The organism is Holophagales bacterium, assembly GCA_016699405.1.
GTDB lineage: Bacteria > Acidobacteriota > Thermoanaerobaculia > Multivoradales > JAGPDF01 > JAAYLR01.
This window is the reverse complement of the sequence record CP064972.1, coordinates 2,808,578-2,828,131: the sequence shown is the minus strand read 5'-3', so window position 1 is coordinate 2,828,131 and position 19,554 is coordinate 2,808,578. Positions and strand designations below refer to the sequence as shown.

The window sequence follows — 19,554 nt, the reverse complement described above, 5'->3', positions numbered from 1 at the left end:
GCTCAGGCGAAGAGCTCGGGCACGTACTCGCCCTCGCGCATCAGCGCGAGGCGCTCCCCGCTCTCGAGGAGCAGGTCGGCGCTCGCCACCGCGACCCGGGGCTGGCACTCCCGCACGTAGACCCGGTCGATGTGCACGACCGCCTCGGGTCCACTGAAATGGCGCGGCGCCACCTGCCCCCCGAAGTGATCGCTGCGACCGAAAGCGATGTGCAATCCGAGCTTCTCGTCGAGCAGGAGCTCGCCGATCGGTCGCACGCCGAAGGCGGCGAGCACCCCGAGGCCGAGCTCGGCGAGATTGCCGTAGGCCGGCTCACGCTCGAGCCGTCGGGCCTCGTCGTCCGCCACCGCGCCGCCGGGAGCGACGGCAACCGCGCGGTTGGCCTCGATCCGGTAGAGCACGACCTCTTCCCCGAACTGCACCGGCAGCCACCCGTGGCTCCGGCTCGGCTCGCCTTCCCGCTCTCCCTCGTAGGGAACGATGTAAGCCTCTCCCGACGGCAGATTCCCCGCCACGCCCGGCTCGGGGAGCATTCCGCCGGAGGCGTGCGCCGAACGGAAACGCAGGTCGAGGTGGAGCACCGCCTCGCCACCGGGATGGCGAAAGCGAAGGTCGGCCCCGCGCGCACGATCGAGCAGCGACTTCAGCCGATCGACGCGACGATTGACCTCGCCGTAGTCGAGACGCAGGGCCGGGATCATCTCGGCCGAGAAGCCGGGCATCGTCGCCGCGCGGATCGGGAAGCTGCGCGCCGCGACCTTGAGCGGCGCGGTCGCGGAGAACTCGGTGACGGCGATCAGGATCGAGCACTGGGCATAGATCTCGGGGAACGATCGCCGGCCTGCGGGGTCGAGAGCCGAGGCGTCGTCGGGGAGCGAACCGCTGTCGACGATCCAGGCACCTGCGGGAAGATCGCCGTTGTTCGTGTGGACGTTGCCGTACACGATCAAATCGGTCCGCAGGCCGAGCGCCTCGCGTTGAGCACCGAGCTCGGCCGCCCACTCGGCGGCGATCGCCCGGCGCGCCGCCCAGGCCGGATGGTCCGGCACGGTTGCGTCGGGGAGATCGACGAGGATGGCGAGCCCCGTCTCCTCCGGTCGCGGCCGGAAGACTCGCCGCACCAAAGCCACCAACTCCTCACCGCTCATCCGCTCACCCATGGCGACCTCCGGCGAGATTGTCTTCCGAGTGGCACGGATCTGTCGAGCGCTGCGCGCCGGAACGACTCGACCGGTACGACTCAACCGATCCGTCGCACCGCTACCAGAGTGAGATCGTCGCCGCGTCGCGAGCCGGCAAGGAACTGTTCGACGTCGCTCCGACAAGCGGCAAGGAGCTCGGGCAGGGGTCGATCCGCCGCACGCCGAAGCGCCGCCGCTGCCCGGCCGATGCCGTACTCCTCTCCCGCGCGCTCCGCTTCGATCCAGCCGTCGGTGAAGAAGAGCAACGTCTCACCGGGCGAAAGACGGAGCTCGCGGCGCGAGTACGTCGCCTCGCCGAAGAGTCCGAGAGGGAGACCTGCGCCTTCGACCGGGCGCACGCCCCGGGCATCGGCGAAGAGCGGCCGAGGATGTCCCGCATTGGCGAGCTCGGCCCTCCCGTCCGGATGCAGACGAAGCGCCGCCAGCGTCGCGTAGCTGGCCGCCGCGGTCGCCTCGGAGAACAGCCGATTGGCGCGACCGACGAGCTCGACGAGCGGCATCTCGTTCGGACCGAGAGCGCGGAAGAGCGCATGCAGGTGCGATTGAAGCAGCGAGGCAGCCACACCCTTGCCGGCCACGTCACCGAGCAGCAGATGCAGCGACTCTTCTCCATGGCGCGGCAGGAGAATGTCGACATGGTCCCCGGAAACTGCTCCGAGCGGCTCCCAGAGGAACGCGATCTCCCAGCCGCTGTGTCGCACCTGGGTTTCGGGCAACAGGGCGCGTTGGACGCGCGCTGCGCTCTCGAGGTCGCGTTCGAGCTCCCGCCGGCCCGCTTCGGGCAGGCACTCGAGGCAGACGGTCACCAATGGATCGGCGGCCAGTCGATCGGCCGCGATCGGCGCACGGCAGACCGCACAGATCCCCCAGGTTCCGCTCTCGATGGCGCCCAACGCCGAATCGACGCGGCGCATCAGTTCCACCAGGCGCTCCTCCTCGCGGTGTTCCGCCAACTCGGCAAGCTCGGTCCGTCGGGCCAGCAAGCGGTCCCGCGCACGCATCGCACCCGCGGTCACGGTTGTCTCCCTTCCTCGAGCGCCTTACGCAGCAGGACGATCTGCCCCGCGTGATAGGCGTTGTGCTGCAACAGCCCGAAGAGCAACCCGCGGACCGTCGGATCGCTGCCGGCGACGGCATCGTCGAGCCGCTCGTCGTCGAGCGCCGAGACGGCAGCCACCAATCCCCGATGCGCCGCCTCGAGAGCAGCCACCGCTCCGTTCCAGTCCTCGTCGGTCTTCCCCGCGGGATGCGGCCAGTCCTCTGCCGGATCGAGGGCCGCGGCCTTCTCTCCAGCCAAGCGTCGCCGGGCGCCTTCGATCCAGAAGCCAACATGGCCGATCACCTCGGCGATGGTGTGAGCCGAGCCGAGCGGACGCTGGCCGGAGCTCGCCCCGTCAAGTGCGTCGATGGCCTCGACGAGCGCCGGCCCATGCCATGCGCCGCCCCGGAAGGAGCGCTCGAGCTGGTCGGCCAGGTAGCGGCATTCAGGGTTCCGAGCTTCCTCCATTTCTAACCTCCATGAATTATCTGTACGGTTAGATTAGCCCCGCCTCACTAACCTGTCAAGCCCTTCGAACGGGTTAAGATGAGGTCGTGATCCCCGGCTTCCCAACGAATTCGCCTGGTCCTTTCGAGCTCTCCGGAGGGGCCCTGTGTCTCGATTTCGCCAACACCTGGAGCAACCGGGGGAATCCGACGACCGACCACCTGGGGAGCTATGGCGACCTTCTGGCCTTCTCCAGGCAGGCGGGAGCTCTCGATCGACCGCTGCTCGAACGACTCGCCCGGGTCGCCGAAACCCGATCCGAGGAGGCAGTTGCAGCACTGGAAGAGGCAAGGGGAATTCGCGAGAGCCTCTTCCGGATCCTCTCTGCACGCGCGGTCAGCCGGCCGATCGAGGCCAGCGACCTCTCCAGGCTCGACAGCGCCCTGCGGGACGCCCATCTCCATCTGCGACTCGTCGAGGCAGCGCCTGCATTCGTCTGGAGCTGGGAGGACAGCGAGGTGTCCCTGCGGGCACCGCTCTGGCCGATCTCCCGATCGGCCGCTGCGCTGATGACCTCGACGGACCTCGCGCGCGTCCGCGAGTGCGCCGGCACTTCGTGTACGTGGCTGTTCCTCGACCGGAGCCGCGGCCGGTCCCGCCGCTGGTGCTCGATGGAGAGCTGTGGGAACCGCGCCAAGGCGAGCCGTCACTACCTGCGCAACAGGTCAGGCGGGTAGTCGTTCGAAACGCCCCGTTCGGCGCCAACCCGCACCGTGACCGCTCGACGCCCACCACGCTTCGAACCTCACCTCGGAGCGGCACACGAGCCGCGGCTCGTCGAAGCGGCTGCCGCGCCGAGGCCACGGAACACTGAGCGTCCGGCCTTTGCGAAGGGCATTTCAGGAAGAACGCGCGGGTGAGCTGCCGAGGTCCGGGAACGCCGCACGGAATCCCGGGCTTTCGCGCAGGTGCGCGAGCGCCTGGTCCAGCAGCTCGGCGTGCGCCGGTCGCGCCAGCCAGGTGCTGCGACCGCTCGGATGTGGCAGGGGGATCAGCTCGAAGCGAATCCCGGACCGGGAGAGGGAGAAGCGCTGGCCCACGAGGTCGGCGAGCGGTGCGGCAGGGACGAACTGCTCGATGGCGAGCTTGCCGACCGCCAGGACGGTGCGAGGCCTGATCAGGGCGAGCTCGCGATCGAGGTGGGGTCGGCAGCGGGCGATCTCGTGCTCGCCGGGTACGCGGTCACCGCCCGGAACGCGCCCGGGGAAACAGCGCAAGGTCGCCGCCATCCAGGCTCGTTCCCGGAAGCGCTCCTCGCTCAAGCCGATGCGCCCGAACCAGGTGAAGAGCCGCTGCCCGGCCGTGTGCGCGAAGAGGCGCCCGCGCCCCTCCTCCCGGGGGCCCGGAGCCTGACCGAGAAGGAGGAGCGGCGCCGGTCGAGGCGGCACGGCGACGACCGGTCGACCGGCCACCTCCGGGCAGAGCCGACACGCTCGCAGCGTCTCGGCGTGGGTCTCGAGCTCGGCGAGGAGCTCCGCGGGCCTCAACTTGCCGCAGGCGCCGGCGGAGGCGGCGGGAGGACCTCGACGGCGTCTTCCCACCAGGCAGCCCCCACTTCGAACGGCTCCCCTTCGTGCGAGCAGGTGGCCGAGATGTGGTCCTTGCCGAGCATCGGCTTGCCGGCGTGACGCGAGGCGTGCCGCGAGTAGACGCTGTCGCAGGTGTGGCAGAACCGCCCGAGGACCGCCCCACGCCGATCAGCGGGGACGCGACTCTGCGGCGCGGCGGAGGGCACTCGGAAGGTCATTGCCGCTCCTCAGCGCGCGGCGATCAGCTCGGTCTGCGCGAAGAAGAAGGCGAGCTCCTTCTGCGCGTTCTCGAGCGAGTCGCTGCCGTGAATCGCATTGCGCTCGATCGACGTGCCGTAGAGATTGCGGATCGTTCCCGCCGCGGCCTTGGCGACGTCGGTCGCGCCCATCACCTCGCGCAGGCCGAGCACGGCGTTGTCGCGCTCGAGCGCCACCGGGACACACGGCCCACTGGTCATGAACTCGACGAGGCTGCCGTAGAACGGGCGCTCCTTGTGAACCGCGTAGAAACCGCCCGCCTGCTCGGCGGTGAGGTGGATCATCCGCAGGCCGCGGATCGTGAAACCGGCCTTCTCGAGGTGAGCCAGGATGGCGCCGGTGTGGCCCGCCGCGACGGCATCCGGCTTGATGATGGTGAGGGTCATTTCCATGGCGTGAGGTCCTTTTCGGTTCGAGCGAGCTCGTTGAGGTGGAACGATGTCGATTCGGGGCCGACCTCGCCCCGGCCTCGCGATCCGATCCACCGCACCCGCAGACGGGCGGCGCCGTACGGCGGAGGCGCGAAGGCCTGGACTGGGATCGCGGGCAGGAGGTCGCCGGCGCAGGCGAATCCTAGCGCAGAGAGCCGGCGGCTTCATCCGTGCGCGACAGGGACCTCCGGCGCGAGCCCGGAAAAAGCGAACGGCCGCCGAAACCACCGGCGGCCGCGGGGTCCTGCCGATCCTGCGCGAGGGTCACAGGGTCTTGATCGCCTCGAGCACGTCGGCGGCCTGCTTCTCGGTCGATGCGGCGAGATCGCGCCAGACGAGCTTGCCGTCCTTGAACAGGAAGGCCTGGCGCTTGGCGTAACCTGCGGTGGTCGGCACGCCGAAGGCCGCCGTGACCTTCTTGTCGGAATCGGCGAGGAGCTCGAACGGCAGCTTGTACTTCAGTTGGAACGCCTTCTGCGCGGCGACGTCGTCGGTCGATACGCCGAAGACGCGGACCCCCTTCTCGCCGAGCTGCGCGTAAGCGTCACGCAGGCTGCACGCCTGCTTGGTGCAACCCGGAGTGTCCGCCTTCGGGTAGAAGTAGACGAGGGTGAACCCTTTTCCGGCCGCTTCGGCGAGCTGGATCGCCTTGCCGTCCTGGTCCGGGGCGGTCACGTCGGGGAGCGACGCTCCCAGGTCGAGCTCGGCGGCTCCGGAAATGGCCGAGAAGGCGAGAGAGCCGGCGAAAGCCAGACCGACCGTAGCGAGACTGAACAGTTTTCCGATCATTTTCACGAGATCCTCCAGTCTCTCTACGCTTCGCCGGGCGAGGCCGGATGAGGGTCACTCCGACTCGAGCTCCTCGAGCTCACCGTCAGGCGACGAAAGCAGGAAAACGGAGCCGACGGTCTCGAAGACCCCGTCCGGACCGAGCAGCAGGGCCCCCTCGGCCGGAATCCCCACGGCCCACTCTACCCCGCCGGACTGCAGGAGGCTGCGAAGCCGCCGGTCATGGTCGGGATCGAAGTTCGCCTCGACCGCCCCCCCCGGCAACCAGCCGAGACCGGGAATGGTCCGCCCTCCCGCGATCCCCCGGGTCGCCGCGCCGAGCGCCTGGGCCGCCGCAGCGATCGCCACCACGACGCCGCCGCCGCTCAGGCTGGCCTCGAGAGCGGCGAGCGCCGGACTGCCCGCGAGCGTGTCGATCAGGTGATCGGAGACCCCGCCGCCGAGGTAGACCGCCGCACAGGCGGCGACCCGCTCGGCGTTGCGCCCACGACGCGCGTCGCGCGGCCGGTAGAGCGGGAGCGTCTCGACCTCGCGCTCGAAGGCCTCCTGGAGGTACTCGGCGAAATGCTGCGGGTACTCTTCCGAGCCGCTGGCCGCCGGAACGAATCCGACGACCCCCGGCGGCGTCTTCTCCAGCCAGGCTGCGTCGGCCTCCTCGGTCTCGCCGAAGGAGAACTCGCCGCCGCCGAGCAGGGCCAGCCAGCCACCGCCGGGGAATCGTCGCATCGCGACTCCCGCCTACCGCCCGAGGGCGCGGGCGACCGTGGAGCCGAGGTCGCCCGGCGACTCGCAGACGTGAATGCCGGCGGCCTTCATCGCTTCCATCTTCTCCTTCGCCGTCCCCTTGCCGCCGGCGATGATGGCGCCGGCATGCCCCATGCGACGTCCCGGAGGCGCCGTGCGACCGGCGATGAAGCCGACCACCGGGCGGTCGAACTCGGCCTTGATCCACGCCGCGGCCTCTTCCTCGGCGCTGCCGCCGATCTCGCCGATCATCACCACCGCCTCGGTCTCCGCGTCGTCCTTGTACGCCGCGAGGACGTCGAGGAAGTTGGTCCCGTTGACCGGGTCGCCGCCGATGCCGACGCAGGTCGACTGGCCGAGACCGAGGTTGGTGAGCTGCCAGACCGCCTCGTAGGTGAGCGTTCCGGAGCGGGAGACGACGCCGACACGGCCCGGGCGGTGGATGTGGCCCGGCATGATGCCGATCTTGCCCTTGCCCGGCGAGATGATGCCCGGACAGTTCGGGCCGATCAGCCGCGTCGGATGGTCGCGCAGGAAGGCCTTGACCTTGAGCATGTCGTCGACCGGCACGCCCTCGGTGATCGCGACGACGAGCTCGATGCCCGCGCCCGCGGCCTCCATGATCGCGTCGGCGGCGAACGGCGGCGGCACGAAGATCATCGCCGCGTTGGCCCCGGTCTGCTGGCGGGCCTCCTCGACGGAGTCGAACACCGGGATCCCCTCGACCACCTCGCCGCCCTTGCCGGGCGTCACGCCGGCGACGACCTGGGTGCCGTAGTCGCGGCAGCCGAGGGCGTGGAACTTGCCCTCCTTGCCGGTGATGCCCTGGACCAGGAGGCGGGTCTTTTCGTTCAGCCAGATCGCCATCACGCACCTCCCTTGGCAGCCTGCACCGCCGCGACGACCTTCTGTGCCGCGTCGGCCATCGTCTCGGCGACGAGGAAATGGAACTCGCTCTCGCGCAGGATCGCGCGGCCCTGCTCGACGTTCGTCCCTTCGAGGCGCACGACCACCGGGATCTTCACCCCGCCGAGCGAGCGCAGCGCAGCGACGACTCCGGCGGCGATCCGGTCGGTGCGGGCGATGCCGCCGAAGATGTTGATCAGCACGGCCTTGACGCTCTCGTCGGAGATCAGGATGCGGAAGGCGTTCTCGACCGCTTCCTGCGAGGCGGAGCCGCCGACGTCGAGGAAGTTCGCCGGCTCGGAGCCGTAGAGCTTGATGATGTCCATCGTGGCCATCGCCAGCCCCGCGCCGTTGACCATGCAGCCGATCTCGCCGTCGAGCTTGATGTAGTTGAGGTTGAACTTCGAGGCCTCGACCTCGAGCGGGTTCTCCTCGGCGAGGTCGCGCATCTCCACCACGTCGCGGTGGCGGAAGAGGGCGTTGTCGTCGAAGTTCATCTTGGCGTCGAGGGCCAGCACGTCGCCGCCGCCGGTGATCATCAGCGGATTGATCTCGGCGAGCGAGCAGTCCATCTCGAGGAACGCCTTGACCAGGCCGCCGATCAGCTTGCCCGCCTTGGCCGCCGTGTCGCCCTTGAGACCGAGGCGGCGCGCGACCGTGCGCGCCTGGAAGGGCAGCAGGCCGAGAGCCGGGTCGATGTGGATGCGGGCGATGGCATCCGGGTCCTTGGCGGCGACTTCCTCGATCTCCATGCCGCCGGCGGCCGAGGCGATGAGCACCGGCTTGACCGCGGCGCGGTCGAGCGTGATCGCCACGTAGAGCTCCTTGGCGATGTCGAGCGCCTCTTCGATCAGGACCTTGCGGACCTTCTGCCCCTCCGGGCCGGTCTGATGAGTGATCAGCTGCATGCCGAGGATCTTGCCCGCCAGCGCCTCGGCCTCGGCCGGGTCCTTGGCGAGCTTCACGCCGCCGCCCTTGCCGCGTCCGCCCGCGTGGATCTGCGCCTTGACGACGCAGCGCCCGCCGAGCTCCTCGGCGATCGCCCGCGCCTCGCCGGCGGTCTCGGCGACCCGCCCGCGCGGCGTCACGACGCCGTAGCGGCGCAGGATCTCCTTCGCCTGGTATTCGTGGATCTTCAAGATTCCCTCCTCGAGTGGAACGTGGGTGGGAGCGCTGGGGCTCGCGACCGGGGCCCCGAGGGCCAAGTCTAGCGGAGCGGCGGCTCGGCCGCGATGCGCGGGATCGACGGGAGTCTGAAATCGCCGAGCTGCACTCGTCTTCAGGGAACCGCGAGCGAGCTCCGCGACCAGCGGCGCAGGTCGCCCCATTCGGACCCGTCCCGGAACGGCATACTCGGCTTCGGGTTGCTCAAATAGCCCACGACTCCGAAAGCGGTCGCTGTCACCACGTCCCGCCGCCGATCGCCGTCGAGATCCGCGAACAGGAGAGAGTCACGTTGGCCACTCGCAGGTGCCAGTAGGCCACTCCTCCAAATCTCATTCCCGGAGGCTCCGTCGAGGACGCGCAGCTGGCTCCGAAGAGATACGACGAAATCGCTCGCAGGGCTCCCGCTGACATCGCCGACGGCAAGCGCGTCCACTCTCGCTCCGAGGCTCAGAAGGATCGTCGTGGCGCCTCCCGCCACCGGGTCGACGACTCTGATCGTGCCGTCCTCGAGACCGACGAAGATCTCCTCCGCGAAACCCGGGCTGCGGGCCGCGACGTCCAAGGCGGTGATCGAAAGATCGAGCGGGACACGCGCAAGTTCGCCGCTTCGGCCATCGAGGAAGAAAAGGCCCTCCCCGGACTTGGCGACGACCAACTCCGAGCGGTCCGCCATCGCACGATGCCACGCCCGGAGGAGTGGGAGTTCTTCCCATGCACCTCCTAGCGCGGGAGACTGCCACTCGAGCTTGCCGGTCTCGCCATCAAAGCAGAAGACGGAGAGCTCCTTGGCTGAGGAGTTCCAGCTCCTCGCCCCGACGACGACCTCGGGACGGAGATCGCCGTCGATATCGCCGATCAGCATCGAGGCACCTGTCAGCCAGTCGGGCAGCGTGGCCTGCCATTGTTTCGCCCAGGAGAGTCCGTCGTAGCAGGTGATCAGGCCGCGGCGGCCCAACGTGTTGGCCAGGCAGAGCTCGTCCTGGCCATCTCCGTCCAGATTGCCTGAGGCGATTCTCGAGAGGAGTATCCAGGCGTCCGGGTAAGCTGGCGAACTGATCGGCACCGCTCGCTCCCGGTGGAGGTCGAAAGCCATCAGACCGCCTCGGGGGTCGCCATCGGGCGACGACCAGGCGGAGGCGAGGAGCGTCTTCTCGCCGTCGCCCTCGAGATCCGAGGCCGCAAGGGCACGGAACTCGCCTGTGGTTTCGCGGCTTCGCCACTCCACCGCGCGGGACGAGGAGTCGGCGACGATCAGCTTGCCAAAGCCGACCCCCGCTCCGCCGGAACCCCAGACAAGCTCGACATGTCCGTCACCATCCGTGTCCCCGGCCGCGACGCTCTGGATTCCCCAGTCGGGATTGGCCACGAACGACTCCTCCACGCCCGTCGATCCCGAGAGCACATGCAGTGCCCCCCAACCGACACCGCCGTAGATGACCTCCGCCTCGCCATCGCCATCGACATCGGCGACCTGCAGCGCGGTGACATCCACGCCGGGGACCTTCCAGAGCTGGCTCCCGGACTCGACGTCGAAGGCCCGGAGTCCCTCCCCTCCGGACCATCCCGTCACCAGCTCGGCGTGCGGGTCCGCGTCGAGGTTCCCGAATGCCACCGAGTCTCCGAGACCCTCTGTCCTTTCCCACTGAACGAGCAGTGAGCCCCCGTCGAGAACCCAGCCGGGAAGCCATCCGTTGATCACCGCGATCTCGAGGGGAGGATCGTCATCCGCCTGGCCTAGGCTCAGGGTGAACCCGCCGAATCCGTGCTTGACCGCTTCGAGCTCTTGACTTTCCAGGCCGTAGACGTAGAGGTCGTCGCGGTCGACCACCACCGCTTCCAACGCCCCGTCGGCGTCCACGTCGCCCACCGCAACGGCCATCGGCCAGACCGTCGTGATCGGGAAGCTCGCCTGGATCTGCCGCGTGAGCCCGTCGTGGATCTCCAGCAGGCCAGCCGCGGCCACGACGATCTCGAGCGCGCTGTCCTCGTCGGCCTGAGCCACGTCGATTCCGCCAAGACCGGTGGGGTAGAGCTCGGAGGCCCAGACCTGGTTGTAACCGAAGGCCGTCCACCGTAGGACCTGCCAGTGGCTCGACAGACCGTAGCTCGGAGTGCCGGCACCAGTCACCACGATCTCGTCGCGACCGTCGAGGTCGAGATCGGCCACCTCGAGACGCCGGGCGCCGATCGCGGACCCCATGCCTCTCCAGGTCCAGCGGCGCGGGAACGGCCCCAGATCCTCCGGCCCCAGACCGCCGCCGGCAGCCTCAGCCCCGGGAACCGACAAGGTGCTCGCAGTCCCGGTCGGCGACACGAGAGCCCCGCTCCCGGCCGTCGCGCGCGAAGCGGGTCCTCCGGTGCCTCTCGACGCCCGCTCCGCAGCTGCCGGGGTCGCAGGCGAGAGCGCTCCCTCGACCGCCTCCAGCGACCTCGGCAAGGAGCCGAGGATCGCGACTCCAACGATCAGCGCCATCGAAGCTCTTCGCATCACGCTCCCCCGCGGCATGAGCCGGGATGAGGACGGCCAACTTCCACGTTCTCGGAATCCTGCGGCGACCCGGCCGGTCACGCAAGCCCCTCTCGGCAGCGACTCGGGTACCATCCCCCCTTTCCCGGGAGGTCTTCCGATGAGCTGGCGCCGTCGCACCTACGTTCTCCACCGCTGGATCGGCTTGGCGGTCTCGCTGCAGCTCCTCGCATGGAGCGCCGGCGGGCTCTATTTCAGCCTCGTCATCCCGATACGGTGCACGGGAAAATCGACGCGCGCGAGCGCAAGCCGTCGCCACTCGACGCCTCGGGCGTGACGATCACTCCCGCCGAAGCGATCGACCGCCTGCGCCAGGCCGGGGGATCGGTCGACGGCGTTGGTGCGGTGACGCTGCGCGCCGGGCGCGACGGGGAGCCGCTCTACGAGCTGCGCCGCGAGGGCGACCCGATCGCGGTCGTCGACGCCCGGGACGGCACCGTGCGCCCGAGGGTGGACCGCAAGCTCGCCGAGGAGCTTGCCCTCGCCGACTTCGCGCAGCCGGTGAAGGTGGCCGCGGCCGTGCTGATCTCCGAGAACCCGCCGATCGAGGTTCGCGGCCGCCGCCTCCCCCTCTGGCGCGTCGAGCTCGATCACCCGCGGCATCCGCGCCTCTATCTCGACGCCATCACCGGCGAGGTCGTCGCCCGCCGCAACTCCTGGTGGCGGGTCTACGACTTCTTCTACATGCTCCACTTGATGGACTACACCGAGCGCGAGCGGATCCACCACCCGCTTCTGTCGATCGCCGCGGCGCTGGCGGTCCTCACTTCGCTCTCCGGCGTGGCGCTGTGGGGGTGGCGGGCACTTAGCCGGAGGCGCGCGCCAGCCGGCCGCTGACCGTGCGCCGCGGCCCGGGCCGATCGGGCCGACGAACCGTCGGCCTGCTCCTCCCGGATTGCCCGCGCGATGGGTCCCGGCTAGAGTAAGGACGAAAGTAAGGAGATCACCATGCCGGTCGCCACCCTCACCTCGAAAGGTCAGGTCACCATCCCGAAGGCGGTACGCGACGCACTGCAGTTGGCGACCGGCGACCAGCTCGAGTTCGCGCTCTCCCCTGGCGGTGGCGTCCACCTCGAAGTCCGGCGGCGCGACGCCCGCGAGCTCGCCGGGCTGCTCCACCGCAAGGGCGGACGGCGCCTCTCGCTCGCCGAGATGGACGTGGCGATCGCACGAGCGGCGGCCGGCGGACGATGAGGGGACTCGACACCAACGTCCTCGCCCGCTTCCTGTTGCGCGACGACGCGGCGCAGTTCCGGCGCGCCGAGCGGCTGGTCGCCGCACTCGCCACCGACGGCGAGGCGATCCACCTCGACGTCATCGTGCTCTGCGAGCTCGCCTGGGTGCTGCGGACAGGTTACGGTCGCGAGCGGCGAGAGATCGCCGACGCGCTCGACGCGCTGCTCGGAGCGGCGCCGTTCACCGTCGACGACCGCGAAGCGGTGCGCACAGCAATCGACCGCTACCGCGCCGGCCGTGGCGACTTCGCCGACTACCTGATCGCCCTGCGCAACCAGCGCGCCGGCTGCCGGGACACCGTGACCTTCGACCGCAAGCTGCGGCCGGAGGACGGCTTCACGACTCTCTGAGCCGCGCACCCGCAGCCGGGCCCTCCGGACGCCCTACCCCGCCGTGAGCCGGAAGATCTCGTGCAGCATGCGGACGGCTTTCTCCATGTCGGCGACGGCGATGTGCTCGGTGGTCGAGTGCTCGTCCTGGGCGCCGATGCCGACGACGGCCATTTCGATGCCGTGGTTGTTGTAGATCGAGGCGTCGGTGAATCCGGTCATGAACACGGCCTTGGCTTCGATGCCGACCTTGGCGAGGGCCTGCTTGGAGATCTGCACCGTCCAGGCCTCCTCGGGGATGACGCAGGCGCGGCACTTCTCGTCGACGACGATCTCGACCGTCGCGCCGGCCGCTTCGACCTCGCGACGGATGACGCCGACCATCTCCTCGGCGAGCGCGGCGGCCGTCGGATGGTCGGCCGAGCGGCACTCGGCGAGGAAGCTGCACGAGGCAGGTACGCCGTTGCGGATCATGCCGCCCTGGATGACGCCGACGTTGGCGGTGGTCTGGTGGTCGAGCCGTCCGAGACGGAGCGCCGCGATCGCCTTGGCCGCCGCGCGGATCGCGTTGATCCCCTTCTCCGGCTCCATCCCGGCGTGCGCCGAACGGCCAGTAACCGCGACATCGAGCGTGATGTAGGTCGGCCCGCCGATGATGATCGTGTCGAGCGTGTCGTTATCCATGAGGAAGCCGCGCTTCGCCCGGAGGCGCGCAAAGTCGAGCTGCTTGACGCCGAGCAGGCCGACCTCCTCCTGGCGACTCACCGCGAACTCGATCGGCGGCCGCACCGTCGCGGTGCGCAGCGCTTCGAGGACCTCGGCGATGCCGGCCTTGTCGTCGGCACCGAGGATGGTGTCGCCCCCGGAGCGGATGATCCCGTCCTCGCCGAGCCGCGGCTCGATCCCGACCCCGGGTCGCACCGTGTCGGCGTGACAGGAGAGCAGGATCGGCTCGGTCGCGGCTGACCCAAGCGGCGGGAACGAGGCGATCAGGTTGCCGTAGCTGTCGAGATCGGCCGTCGCACCCATCGAGCGCAGCTCACCCATCAACCACTCGAGGAAGCGGGCCTCGTTGCCCGACTCCGAGTCGATCCGCACCATCTGCATGAACTGCTCGATCATCCGCTGCGACACCGGTCACCTCCCTGCCCGACGTTGGGCCGGACCAGCGTAGGACGTCCCGGAGAGCGAGGCAAGCGCCCGCCGGCCGGCGCGAGCCCAGCTCGAAGCGTGTCAGCTCGCGCCGAGCCAGCAGGTGTCGACCGCTCCGTCCTCGAACGAGGCCCAGCCGAGCAATGGCACTCGCGCGATCGAGCGACCGCTCGACGGCGAGCTGCCGCCGTAGTTGGCCGACCAGAGCCAGCCGCGAGTCGCGGCGAGCCCGACGGGCGTGGCGTCCGGGCCGAGGACGGAGAAGGTGGCGTTCCCCCCGTCGCGCGGGATCTGCTCGAGCAGGTCGTTCGTGCCGTCGGCGGCGAAGAGGAACGGCCCGGCGGCGGCCAGCGCCGTGACGTCGAGAGGGTTGATCGCCGGCAGGTCGATCCAGCCGTCGAGGGCGAGGACGCGCCCGAGGCAAGGCCCCCCTGGCGTCCCACCCGAGACACGGTAGCGCAGCAGCCGGCGCGCCGCCCGGTCGCCCACCCAGAGGTACGGTGAGCTCCAGAACAGGCTGCGGGCGTCGGTCACGACCCCCAGGTCGATCGTCTCGACGAGTAGGGGCGACCCGTCGCCCGCCACGCCGAGCTCGTAGAGACGATCGCTCGGTCCGTTGAGCGCCCAGAGACAGATCCCGTCCCAGGCGAGCTGCTGCACGCCGCCCGCCGAGTCGGTGAGGTCGAGCGTTCGCACGCCGCTGCCGTCGCTCGCCAGGAAGCGGGTCACCTCGTTGGTCAACCGGTTGCTCACCCAGAGGTGCGTGCCGTCGAAGGCGAGGCCGCTCGCCTCCGAGCCCACGTCGGTCTGGTAGGTCACGACGGCATCGGCGCGACGCACGCGGAACACGCCGCCGTCGCCCTGGCTGGCCACCCAGACATTCTCGCCTTCGAGCACGAGGTCGCGTCCGTCGAGGATCGGCGGCCCACCGGCCACGGTCGTGTCGAGGAGGATCGCCGCGCTCACCGGATCGAGCGCCAACAGCCGGTCCCCCTGGAAATCGGTCGCCCAGAGCCGGGCTCCGTCGAACGCCAGGGCAAACGGGCGGACCCCGGAGAGCGGGATCTCCGCGGGCGTCGAGGTCGACGGACAGGGCGCCGCCGCGACCACGCCGGCCAGGGCGAGAACACCGAGGCCGGCAGAGAGCAGCCTCGGAGCAGGGGAGATTCGCATCGGCAAGACCCTCGCTGTCGTCGGTTGGCTCGCGGCGACACGCCGCGACCCCTTCACTCTACGCGGCCCGGCGCCACAGGTTGCCGTTCGTTCCTTGTGGCAGCTGCGACCGCCGGTCTCGTCGCCGGTCGGCTTCCGCACTAGACTCGCCACGTCCGAATCGGAGCCTCCCGTCATGCCCCGCTACGTCGCCTTCCTGCGCGCCATCAACGTCGGCGGTCATACGGTCAAGATGGCAACCCTTCGGGGGCTCTTCGAGCAGGCGGGGCTCACCGGGGCCGAGACGGTCATCGCCAGCGGCAACGTCCTCTTCGAGTCGGCGTCGCGCGACACCCCCGCCCTCGAGCGGCGGATCGAGGCGTTTCTCCGCAAGGGGTTGGGGTACGAGGTCGCGACCTTCGTGCGCACCCCCGCCGAGCTCGCAGCGATCGCTCGCGCGGAACCCTTCGCCGACGCGGCTGCCGGTGCGGTTCACGCCATCTACGTCGGCTTCCTGCCGAACGCCCCCGACGCCGAGACGATCCGCCGCTTCGAGGCGTCCGGCACACCCGACGATCTGCTGCGCGTCGTCGGGCGCGAGGCCTGGTGGCTCTGTCGGAAGCGCTTCTCCGAGTCGACGCTGTCCGGCGCCCACCTCGAAAAGACGCTCGGCATGCCGGCGACGGTGCGCAACCGGACGACCGTGACCAAGCTCGCGGCGCGTTTCACCTGACCCTCCGCCGAAGACGAACGGGAGACCTACGCCATGGAACGAGAGGTCGATCGATCGCACCGTGTCGCCGGCAGTCGGTGGGGAGTGGTCTTGGCCCTCGCCCTGCTCGCTGCGCTCGCCATCGGCCCGATCGTCGCCGAGGAGGCCGACGCCGACCTGCTCGCCTACTTCGCCGGACACTACGAGCTGATCGGCCGCGCCCCCGGCGGCGGAGCGGCCTACTCGGGAGCGATGGAGGTGGCCGTCGACGGCGGTCGCCTGCGACTCGTCCGGACGATCGGCGCCGCGCGTTCGACCGGGACGGCGCGAATCGAGGAGCGCACCGCCGACCGGATCCGCATTCTGACGGTCGACCTCGAAGGAGGTCCGACCAGCGACAGACCCCTCGAGGCCTGGTGCGCCATCGGCTCGGACCTCGACAACGGCCCGCGCCTGACCTGCCTCGTCCGGCCGCGCGGCGTCGAGACGGCCCAGCCAGGGCTCGAGGCCTGGTTCTGGTCCGACACCCCACCGCGAAAGGGCGCCTCGTGACCGCTCTCGCGCCCTGCCGGATCACCCTGATCGGCGCGGCGACCACCCTGATCGACATCGGACCGTTCCGCCTGCTGACCGACCCGGTCTTCGACCCGCCCGGCGGGCGATACGTCCTGCGCGCGCTCGGCCTCGTCCCCCTGGTCATGACCAAGACCACGGCACCGGCGATCCCGATCGAGCGGATCGGCCCGCTCTCCGCCGTGCTGCTCAGTCACGACGAGCACCAGGACAACCTCGACACCGCCGGACGCGCCCTGCTCGGCCAGGTGCCAGCCATCTTCACGACGCCGGTTGGTGCGCGCCGGCTCGGCGGTTCGGCTCGCGGCCTCGCCACCTGGGAGCAGGCCGAGCTGCGCGCCGACGACGGCACGACGCTGCGGATCACTGCGACGCCGGCGCGTCATGGCCCACCCGGCAGCCTGCCGCTCGTCGGCGCGGTGACCGGCTTCTTCCTCGAGTGGGACGGTCAGCGCGACGGCGGGCTCTGGGTCAGCGGCGACACGGTGCGCTTCCGCGGTCTCGACGAGATCGGCCGGCGACTGCGGGTGCACACCGCGCTCCTCCACCTCGGTGGTGCCCGCTTCGCCCTCTCCGGACCGGTGCGCTACACGATGCGCGCCCGTCAGGTCGCGCGCGTCGCCATCGCCGTGGGTGCGAAGGTGGTCGTGCCGATCCACTACGAGGGCTGGGGGCACTTCTCCGAGCCGCCGGCGACGGCCCGCGCGACGCTCGCCACGGGCGAGTTGCCGTGCGACGTCCGCTGGGTGCTTCCGGGCGAGACGATCGCCCTCGATCTCTGAGCGGCTGATCGCGCGGCTCAGCGGCGCGTCGCGCCCGGCCGCCGCATCATCCGGCGAGCCGCGAGCCGAACGCTCCACGAGTAGAGCCGGAACGGCAGCAGGCGCTTGCCCATCCAGGCGAGACGACCTTCGGGATGGGTGAGGATCCAGAAGTCGCCGCGCTCGACGCCGCGGAAGACCTGCTCGGCGACTTCGTCGGCGCTGCGGCGCGCCTTCGTCACCAGCTCACCGGTGAGGCCTTCCAGGCCGGCGTCCGCAGCCCGCATCGTCTCGGTCAGGCGGGTGCGGAAGAACGCCGGGCAGACGACCGACACCACGATGCGGTCCGCCGCCAGCTCGAGCCGCAGCGACTCGGAGAGCGCCACCACGCCGGCCTTCGTGGCGCAGTAGGCCGACATGAGCGGCGGGTGGACGAGCCCAGCCATCGAGGCGACGTTGACCAACTGCCCGCCGCCCTGTCGCCGCAGCCGCGGGACGAAGGCGCGGCAGCCGCGCACCACCCCGAGCAGGTTGATGTCGACGATCCACAGCCAGTCGGCGAGCGGCAGCGCCGCGATGTCGCCGGCAGCGGCGACGCCGGCGTTGTTGATCACCAGATCGACGCCCCCCCAGCTTGCCTCGAGCTCGGTGGCCGCCGCCTCGAGATCGCTCTCGTGCCGCACGTCACATCGCAAGAAGACGGCCTCGGCACCGAGGTGGTGCAGCGCGGAGAGCGCCTCGGCGCCGCGCTCCGCGTCGAAGTCGCCGATCGCCACCCGGCAGCCGGCGCGGGCATAGCGCTCGGCGAGAGCGCGCCCCAACCCCGAGGCGCCGCCGGTGATGAAGACACGCCGGGGCCTCACGGACGCCCTCGAGACCACCCGCCCACGAGCACCACCCGACCTACGCCCAGGACTGCTCGTCGAGTCCGCTCAGGAACGCCTCGATCACCCGCGGGTCGAACTGTCGACCGGTCTCGCGCCGGAGCTCGGCCACCGCGTCGCTGAACGAACGCTTCCGGCGATAGGGCCGGTCGGTGGTCATCGCATCGAAGGCGTCGACGACCGCGATGATCCTCGCGCCGAGCGGAATCTCCTCCCCGGCAAGCCCGTGGGGATAGCCCGGGAACTGCCCGTCCCGCCGCCCGTCGAAACGCTCCTGATGGTGCAGGACGAAGTCGGCGACCCGTTCCATCCCCGAAACGTTGGCGAGGATCCGCGCTCCGAGCTCGGCGTGACGCTCGATCGCCGCCCGCTCCTCCCCGTTCAGGGCTCCCGGCTTGTTCAAGACCTGCTCCGGCACGCCGATCTTCCCGACATCATGAAGAATGCTCGCCCAGCGAAGCGCCTGCTGCTCCGCCTCCGGCAGGGCCAGGCAACGGCCGACCGCCTCGGCATAGCGCTGCACCCTGCCGACGTGCCCCTCGGTATAGGCGTCCTTGGCCTCGATCGCCGCGGTCAGCGCGCGCACCGACCGCTCGAGGTCCTCCCGCAAGAGCCGATTGGCTCGCTCGAGCGAGCGGTTGAGCGCCAGCTCCCGGTCGCGCAGGGCACCGACGACGGCACCGAGCAGACAGAACATCAGCAGCGCCGGGAACAGCGCCATCGCCTCTTGATGCGACTGCCCAGCCTGTCCGCCCGGCACCAGCAGCGTGCGCGCGAAGACGAAGACCAGACCGACCAGCGAGCCGCCGTAGAGACCGCCCTGCAGGCCAGCCACCGCGGTGCCTCGCAGAATCGGGAAGACGAAGAGCAGATTGACCCAGGGCTCGGCCTGCGGCAGGGCGCGCACGGCGAAGAGCGCGACCGCGGTCACGGCAGACAACGCCAGGGCGCCGGCGACGATCTCCCGCGGCGAGGGCAGCGACGACACGGCCGAGCGCTCCGCGTCCGGCCCCGCGATTGCCGCGTGATCGGCGAGGAGACGAACCGCCCAGGGATGACGGATCCTGCCGGCGAAGGCCGCGACGGGAGGGACGATCAAGAGGATCCCGGTGGCGATCCCCGCGCTCCAGATCCAGCCGGCCTGCGGGTGCCAGAGGCCGAAGGTCACCCGCGTCGCCAGCCAGCCGGAAACGGCTCCGCCGACGATCGCCACGAGCGCCAACGCGAGGTAAGAACGAAGGTCCGGCAACCAGCGAGCCAGGCGCCTGCCGTGCGAGAAGACCAGGATCACCGCCACCGCCGGCAACGCCTCGGCGAGGGGTCCGAGCGAGGCCATCGGCCAGAGGCCGATGCCGCGGGAAAGCGCCACGGTGATCTCCGCGCCGAGGCTGCCGACGAGCCCGGCGATGCCGAAGAGATGCGCCAGCAAGACGTGGGTGGCCGTCGTCCAGTCGATGGCCGCGAGGGCACCGCTGGGGGCGACATGAAGACTGGCGAGGTTGGCGGCCAGGCTGGCCGCCGCGGAAAGGAGGAGGCGCAACAGGCGAACGGAGAGGTTCGTCTGGCCGATCGACGAGAACGAGATAGACATGGACTTCCGGCGGAAGCGCCGGCTGCGGTCCCCCCCCGAGCCGACCTCCGACAAGAGCCTACGAC

At 70.3% G+C, this 19,554-nt stretch carries 22 protein-coding genes; 7 read left to right on the top strand and 15 right to left on the bottom strand.

Translation table 11 applies throughout. From position 1 onward, the window contains the following. Nucleotides 1–2 precede the first annotated feature (2 nt). The 3 genes from IPJ17_11680 to IPJ17_11670 form a co-directional block, all read right to left on the bottom strand. Entirely contained in the window at nucleotides 3–1,160 is a 1,158-nt protein-coding gene (locus IPJ17_11680; GenBank protein QQR72187.1) for a hypothetical protein, read from the bottom strand. 80 nt (nucleotides 1,161–1,240) lie between these two features. After that, nucleotides 1,241–2,218 (bottom strand): SpoIIE family protein phosphatase, encoded by a 978-nt coding sequence (locus IPJ17_11675; protein ID QQR72186.1) that lies wholly within the window; start codon nucleotides 2,216–2,218, stop codon nucleotides 1,241–1,243. Then, the gene (locus IPJ17_11670; GenBank protein ID QQR72185.1) at nucleotides 2,215–2,709 is read right to left on the bottom strand and encodes a DinB family protein; all 495 of its coding nucleotides are present in this window, start codon (nucleotides 2,707–2,709) and stop codon (nucleotides 2,215–2,217) included. Before IPJ17_11670 ends, IPJ17_11675 begins: the two co-directional genes overlap by 4 nt. Before the next feature lie 89 nt (nucleotides 2,710–2,798). On the opposite strand from IPJ17_11670, the gene IPJ17_11665 reads away from it, so the two are divergent. Beyond that, complete coding sequence (locus IPJ17_11665; GenBank protein ID QQR76150.1) at nucleotides 2,799–3,425, top strand: ABATE domain-containing protein; 627 nt, start codon at nucleotides 2,799–2,801, stop codon at nucleotides 3,423–3,425. Nucleotides 3,426–3,587: 162 nt separating this feature from the next. On the opposite strand, the gene IPJ17_11660 is transcribed toward IPJ17_11665, so the two are convergent. The 8 genes from IPJ17_11660 to IPJ17_11625 form a co-directional block, all read right to left on the bottom strand. Beyond that, complete coding sequence (locus IPJ17_11660; protein ID QQR72184.1) at nucleotides 3,588–4,235, bottom strand: uracil-DNA glycosylase; 648 nt, start codon at nucleotides 4,233–4,235, stop codon at nucleotides 3,588–3,590. Beyond that, the gene (locus IPJ17_11655; protein ID QQR72183.1) at nucleotides 4,232–4,495 is read right to left on the bottom strand and encodes a hypothetical protein; all 264 of its coding nucleotides are present in this window, start codon (nucleotides 4,493–4,495) and stop codon (nucleotides 4,232–4,234) included. The genes IPJ17_11660 and IPJ17_11655 overlap by 4 nt, the downstream gene beginning before the upstream one ends. 9 nt (nucleotides 4,496–4,504) lie before the next feature. Continuing rightward, nucleotides 4,505–4,927, bottom strand: a complete 423-nt coding sequence (ndk, locus tag IPJ17_11650; GenBank protein QQR72182.1) for a nucleoside-diphosphate kinase — start codon at nucleotides 4,925–4,927, stop codon at nucleotides 4,505–4,507. Nucleotides 4,928–5,230: 303 nt separating this feature from the next. Continuing rightward, a complete protein-coding gene (locus IPJ17_11645) occupies nucleotides 5,231–5,755 on the bottom strand; it encodes a peroxiredoxin (protein QQR72181.1) in 525 nt (174 codons plus the stop codon). A gap of 54 nt (nucleotides 5,756–5,809) precedes the next feature. Continuing rightward, a complete protein-coding gene (locus IPJ17_11640; GenBank protein QQR72180.1) occupies nucleotides 5,810–6,481 on the bottom strand; it encodes a Type 1 glutamine amidotransferase-like domain-containing protein in 672 nt (223 codons plus the stop codon). A 12-nt stretch (nucleotides 6,482–6,493) separates the two neighbouring features. Continuing rightward, nucleotides 6,494–7,366, bottom strand: coding sequence for a succinate--CoA ligase subunit alpha (sucD, locus tag IPJ17_11635; protein ID QQR72179.1), 873 nt, complete (start codon nucleotides 7,364–7,366; stop codon nucleotides 6,494–6,496). Next, nucleotides 7,366–8,544 (bottom strand): ADP-forming succinate--CoA ligase subunit beta, encoded by a 1,179-nt coding sequence (gene sucC / locus IPJ17_11630; GenBank protein QQR72178.1) that lies wholly within the window; start codon nucleotides 8,542–8,544, stop codon nucleotides 7,366–7,368. The genes sucD and sucC overlap by 1 nt, the downstream gene beginning before the upstream one ends. Nucleotides 8,545–8,684: 140 nt before the next feature. Further along, nucleotides 8,685–10,574, bottom strand: a complete 1,890-nt coding sequence (locus tag IPJ17_11625; GenBank protein QQR72177.1) for a hypothetical protein — start codon at nucleotides 10,572–10,574, stop codon at nucleotides 8,685–8,687. A gap of 741 nt (nucleotides 10,575–11,315) precedes the next feature. Here IPJ17_11625 and IPJ17_11620 point away from each other — a divergent pair. The 3 genes from IPJ17_11620 to IPJ17_11610 all read left to right on the top strand — a co-directional run bounded on the left by IPJ17_11620 (nucleotide 11,316) and on the right by IPJ17_11610 (nucleotide 12,685). Beyond that, on the top strand, nucleotides 11,316–11,936 hold the full coding sequence (locus IPJ17_11620) for a PepSY domain-containing protein (protein QQR72176.1): 621 nt from the start codon (nucleotides 11,316–11,318) through the stop codon (nucleotides 11,934–11,936). Nucleotides 11,937–12,047: 111 nt separating this feature from the next. Beyond that, a complete protein-coding gene (locus IPJ17_11615) occupies nucleotides 12,048–12,293 on the top strand; it encodes a type II toxin-antitoxin system PrlF family antitoxin (GenBank protein QQR72175.1) in 246 nt (81 codons plus the stop codon). Beyond that, a complete protein-coding gene (locus IPJ17_11610) occupies nucleotides 12,290–12,685 on the top strand; it encodes a type II toxin-antitoxin system VapC family toxin (protein QQR72174.1) in 396 nt (131 codons plus the stop codon). Before IPJ17_11615 ends, IPJ17_11610 begins: the two co-directional genes overlap by 4 nt. 33 nt (nucleotides 12,686–12,718) lie before the next feature. Here IPJ17_11610 and IPJ17_11605 read toward each other — a convergent pair whose 3' ends face one another. Both IPJ17_11605 and IPJ17_11600 read right to left on the bottom strand, forming a co-directional pair. Beyond that, nucleotides 12,719–13,798, bottom strand: a complete 1,080-nt coding sequence (locus IPJ17_11605; GenBank protein ID QQR72173.1) for a M20/M25/M40 family metallo-hydrolase — start codon at nucleotides 13,796–13,798, stop codon at nucleotides 12,719–12,721. 99 nt (nucleotides 13,799–13,897) lie between these two features. Then, nucleotides 13,898–14,989, bottom strand: a complete 1,092-nt coding sequence (locus IPJ17_11600) for a hypothetical protein (GenBank protein QQR72172.1) — start codon at nucleotides 14,987–14,989, stop codon at nucleotides 13,898–13,900. 175 nt (nucleotides 14,990–15,164) lie between these two features. Here IPJ17_11600 and IPJ17_11595 point away from each other — a divergent pair, with 175 nt between their 5' ends. Genes IPJ17_11595 through IPJ17_11585 form a run of 3 tightly spaced genes read left to right on the top strand, consistent with a single transcriptional unit; the run spans nucleotide 15,165 to nucleotide 17,035 of the window. Beyond that, nucleotides 15,165–15,701: a DUF1697 domain-containing protein gene (locus IPJ17_11595; GenBank protein QQR72171.1), complete on the top strand. Its 537-nt coding sequence runs from the start codon at nucleotides 15,165–15,167 to the stop codon at nucleotides 15,699–15,701. A gap of 33 nt (nucleotides 15,702–15,734) precedes the next feature. After that, complete coding sequence (locus IPJ17_11590) at nucleotides 15,735–16,232, top strand: hypothetical protein (protein QQR72170.1); 498 nt, start codon at nucleotides 15,735–15,737, stop codon at nucleotides 16,230–16,232. Continuing rightward, complete coding sequence (locus IPJ17_11585; GenBank protein ID QQR72169.1) at nucleotides 16,229–17,035, top strand: MBL fold metallo-hydrolase; 807 nt, start codon at nucleotides 16,229–16,231, stop codon at nucleotides 17,033–17,035. Before IPJ17_11590 ends, IPJ17_11585 begins: the two co-directional genes overlap by 4 nt. Nucleotides 17,036–17,052: 17 nt before the next feature. On the opposite strand, the gene IPJ17_11580 is transcribed toward IPJ17_11585, so the two are convergent. Together IPJ17_11580 and IPJ17_11575 are read right to left on the bottom strand one after the other, a co-directional pair. Continuing rightward, complete coding sequence (locus tag IPJ17_11580; protein ID QQR72168.1) at nucleotides 17,053–17,877, bottom strand: SDR family oxidoreductase; 825 nt, start codon at nucleotides 17,875–17,877, stop codon at nucleotides 17,053–17,055. Nucleotides 17,878–17,917: 40 nt separating this feature from the next. After that, a complete protein-coding gene (locus IPJ17_11575) occupies nucleotides 17,918–19,489 on the bottom strand; it encodes an HD-GYP domain-containing protein (GenBank protein QQR72167.1) in 1,572 nt (523 codons plus the stop codon). Nucleotides 19,490–19,554: the final 65 nt, after the last annotated feature.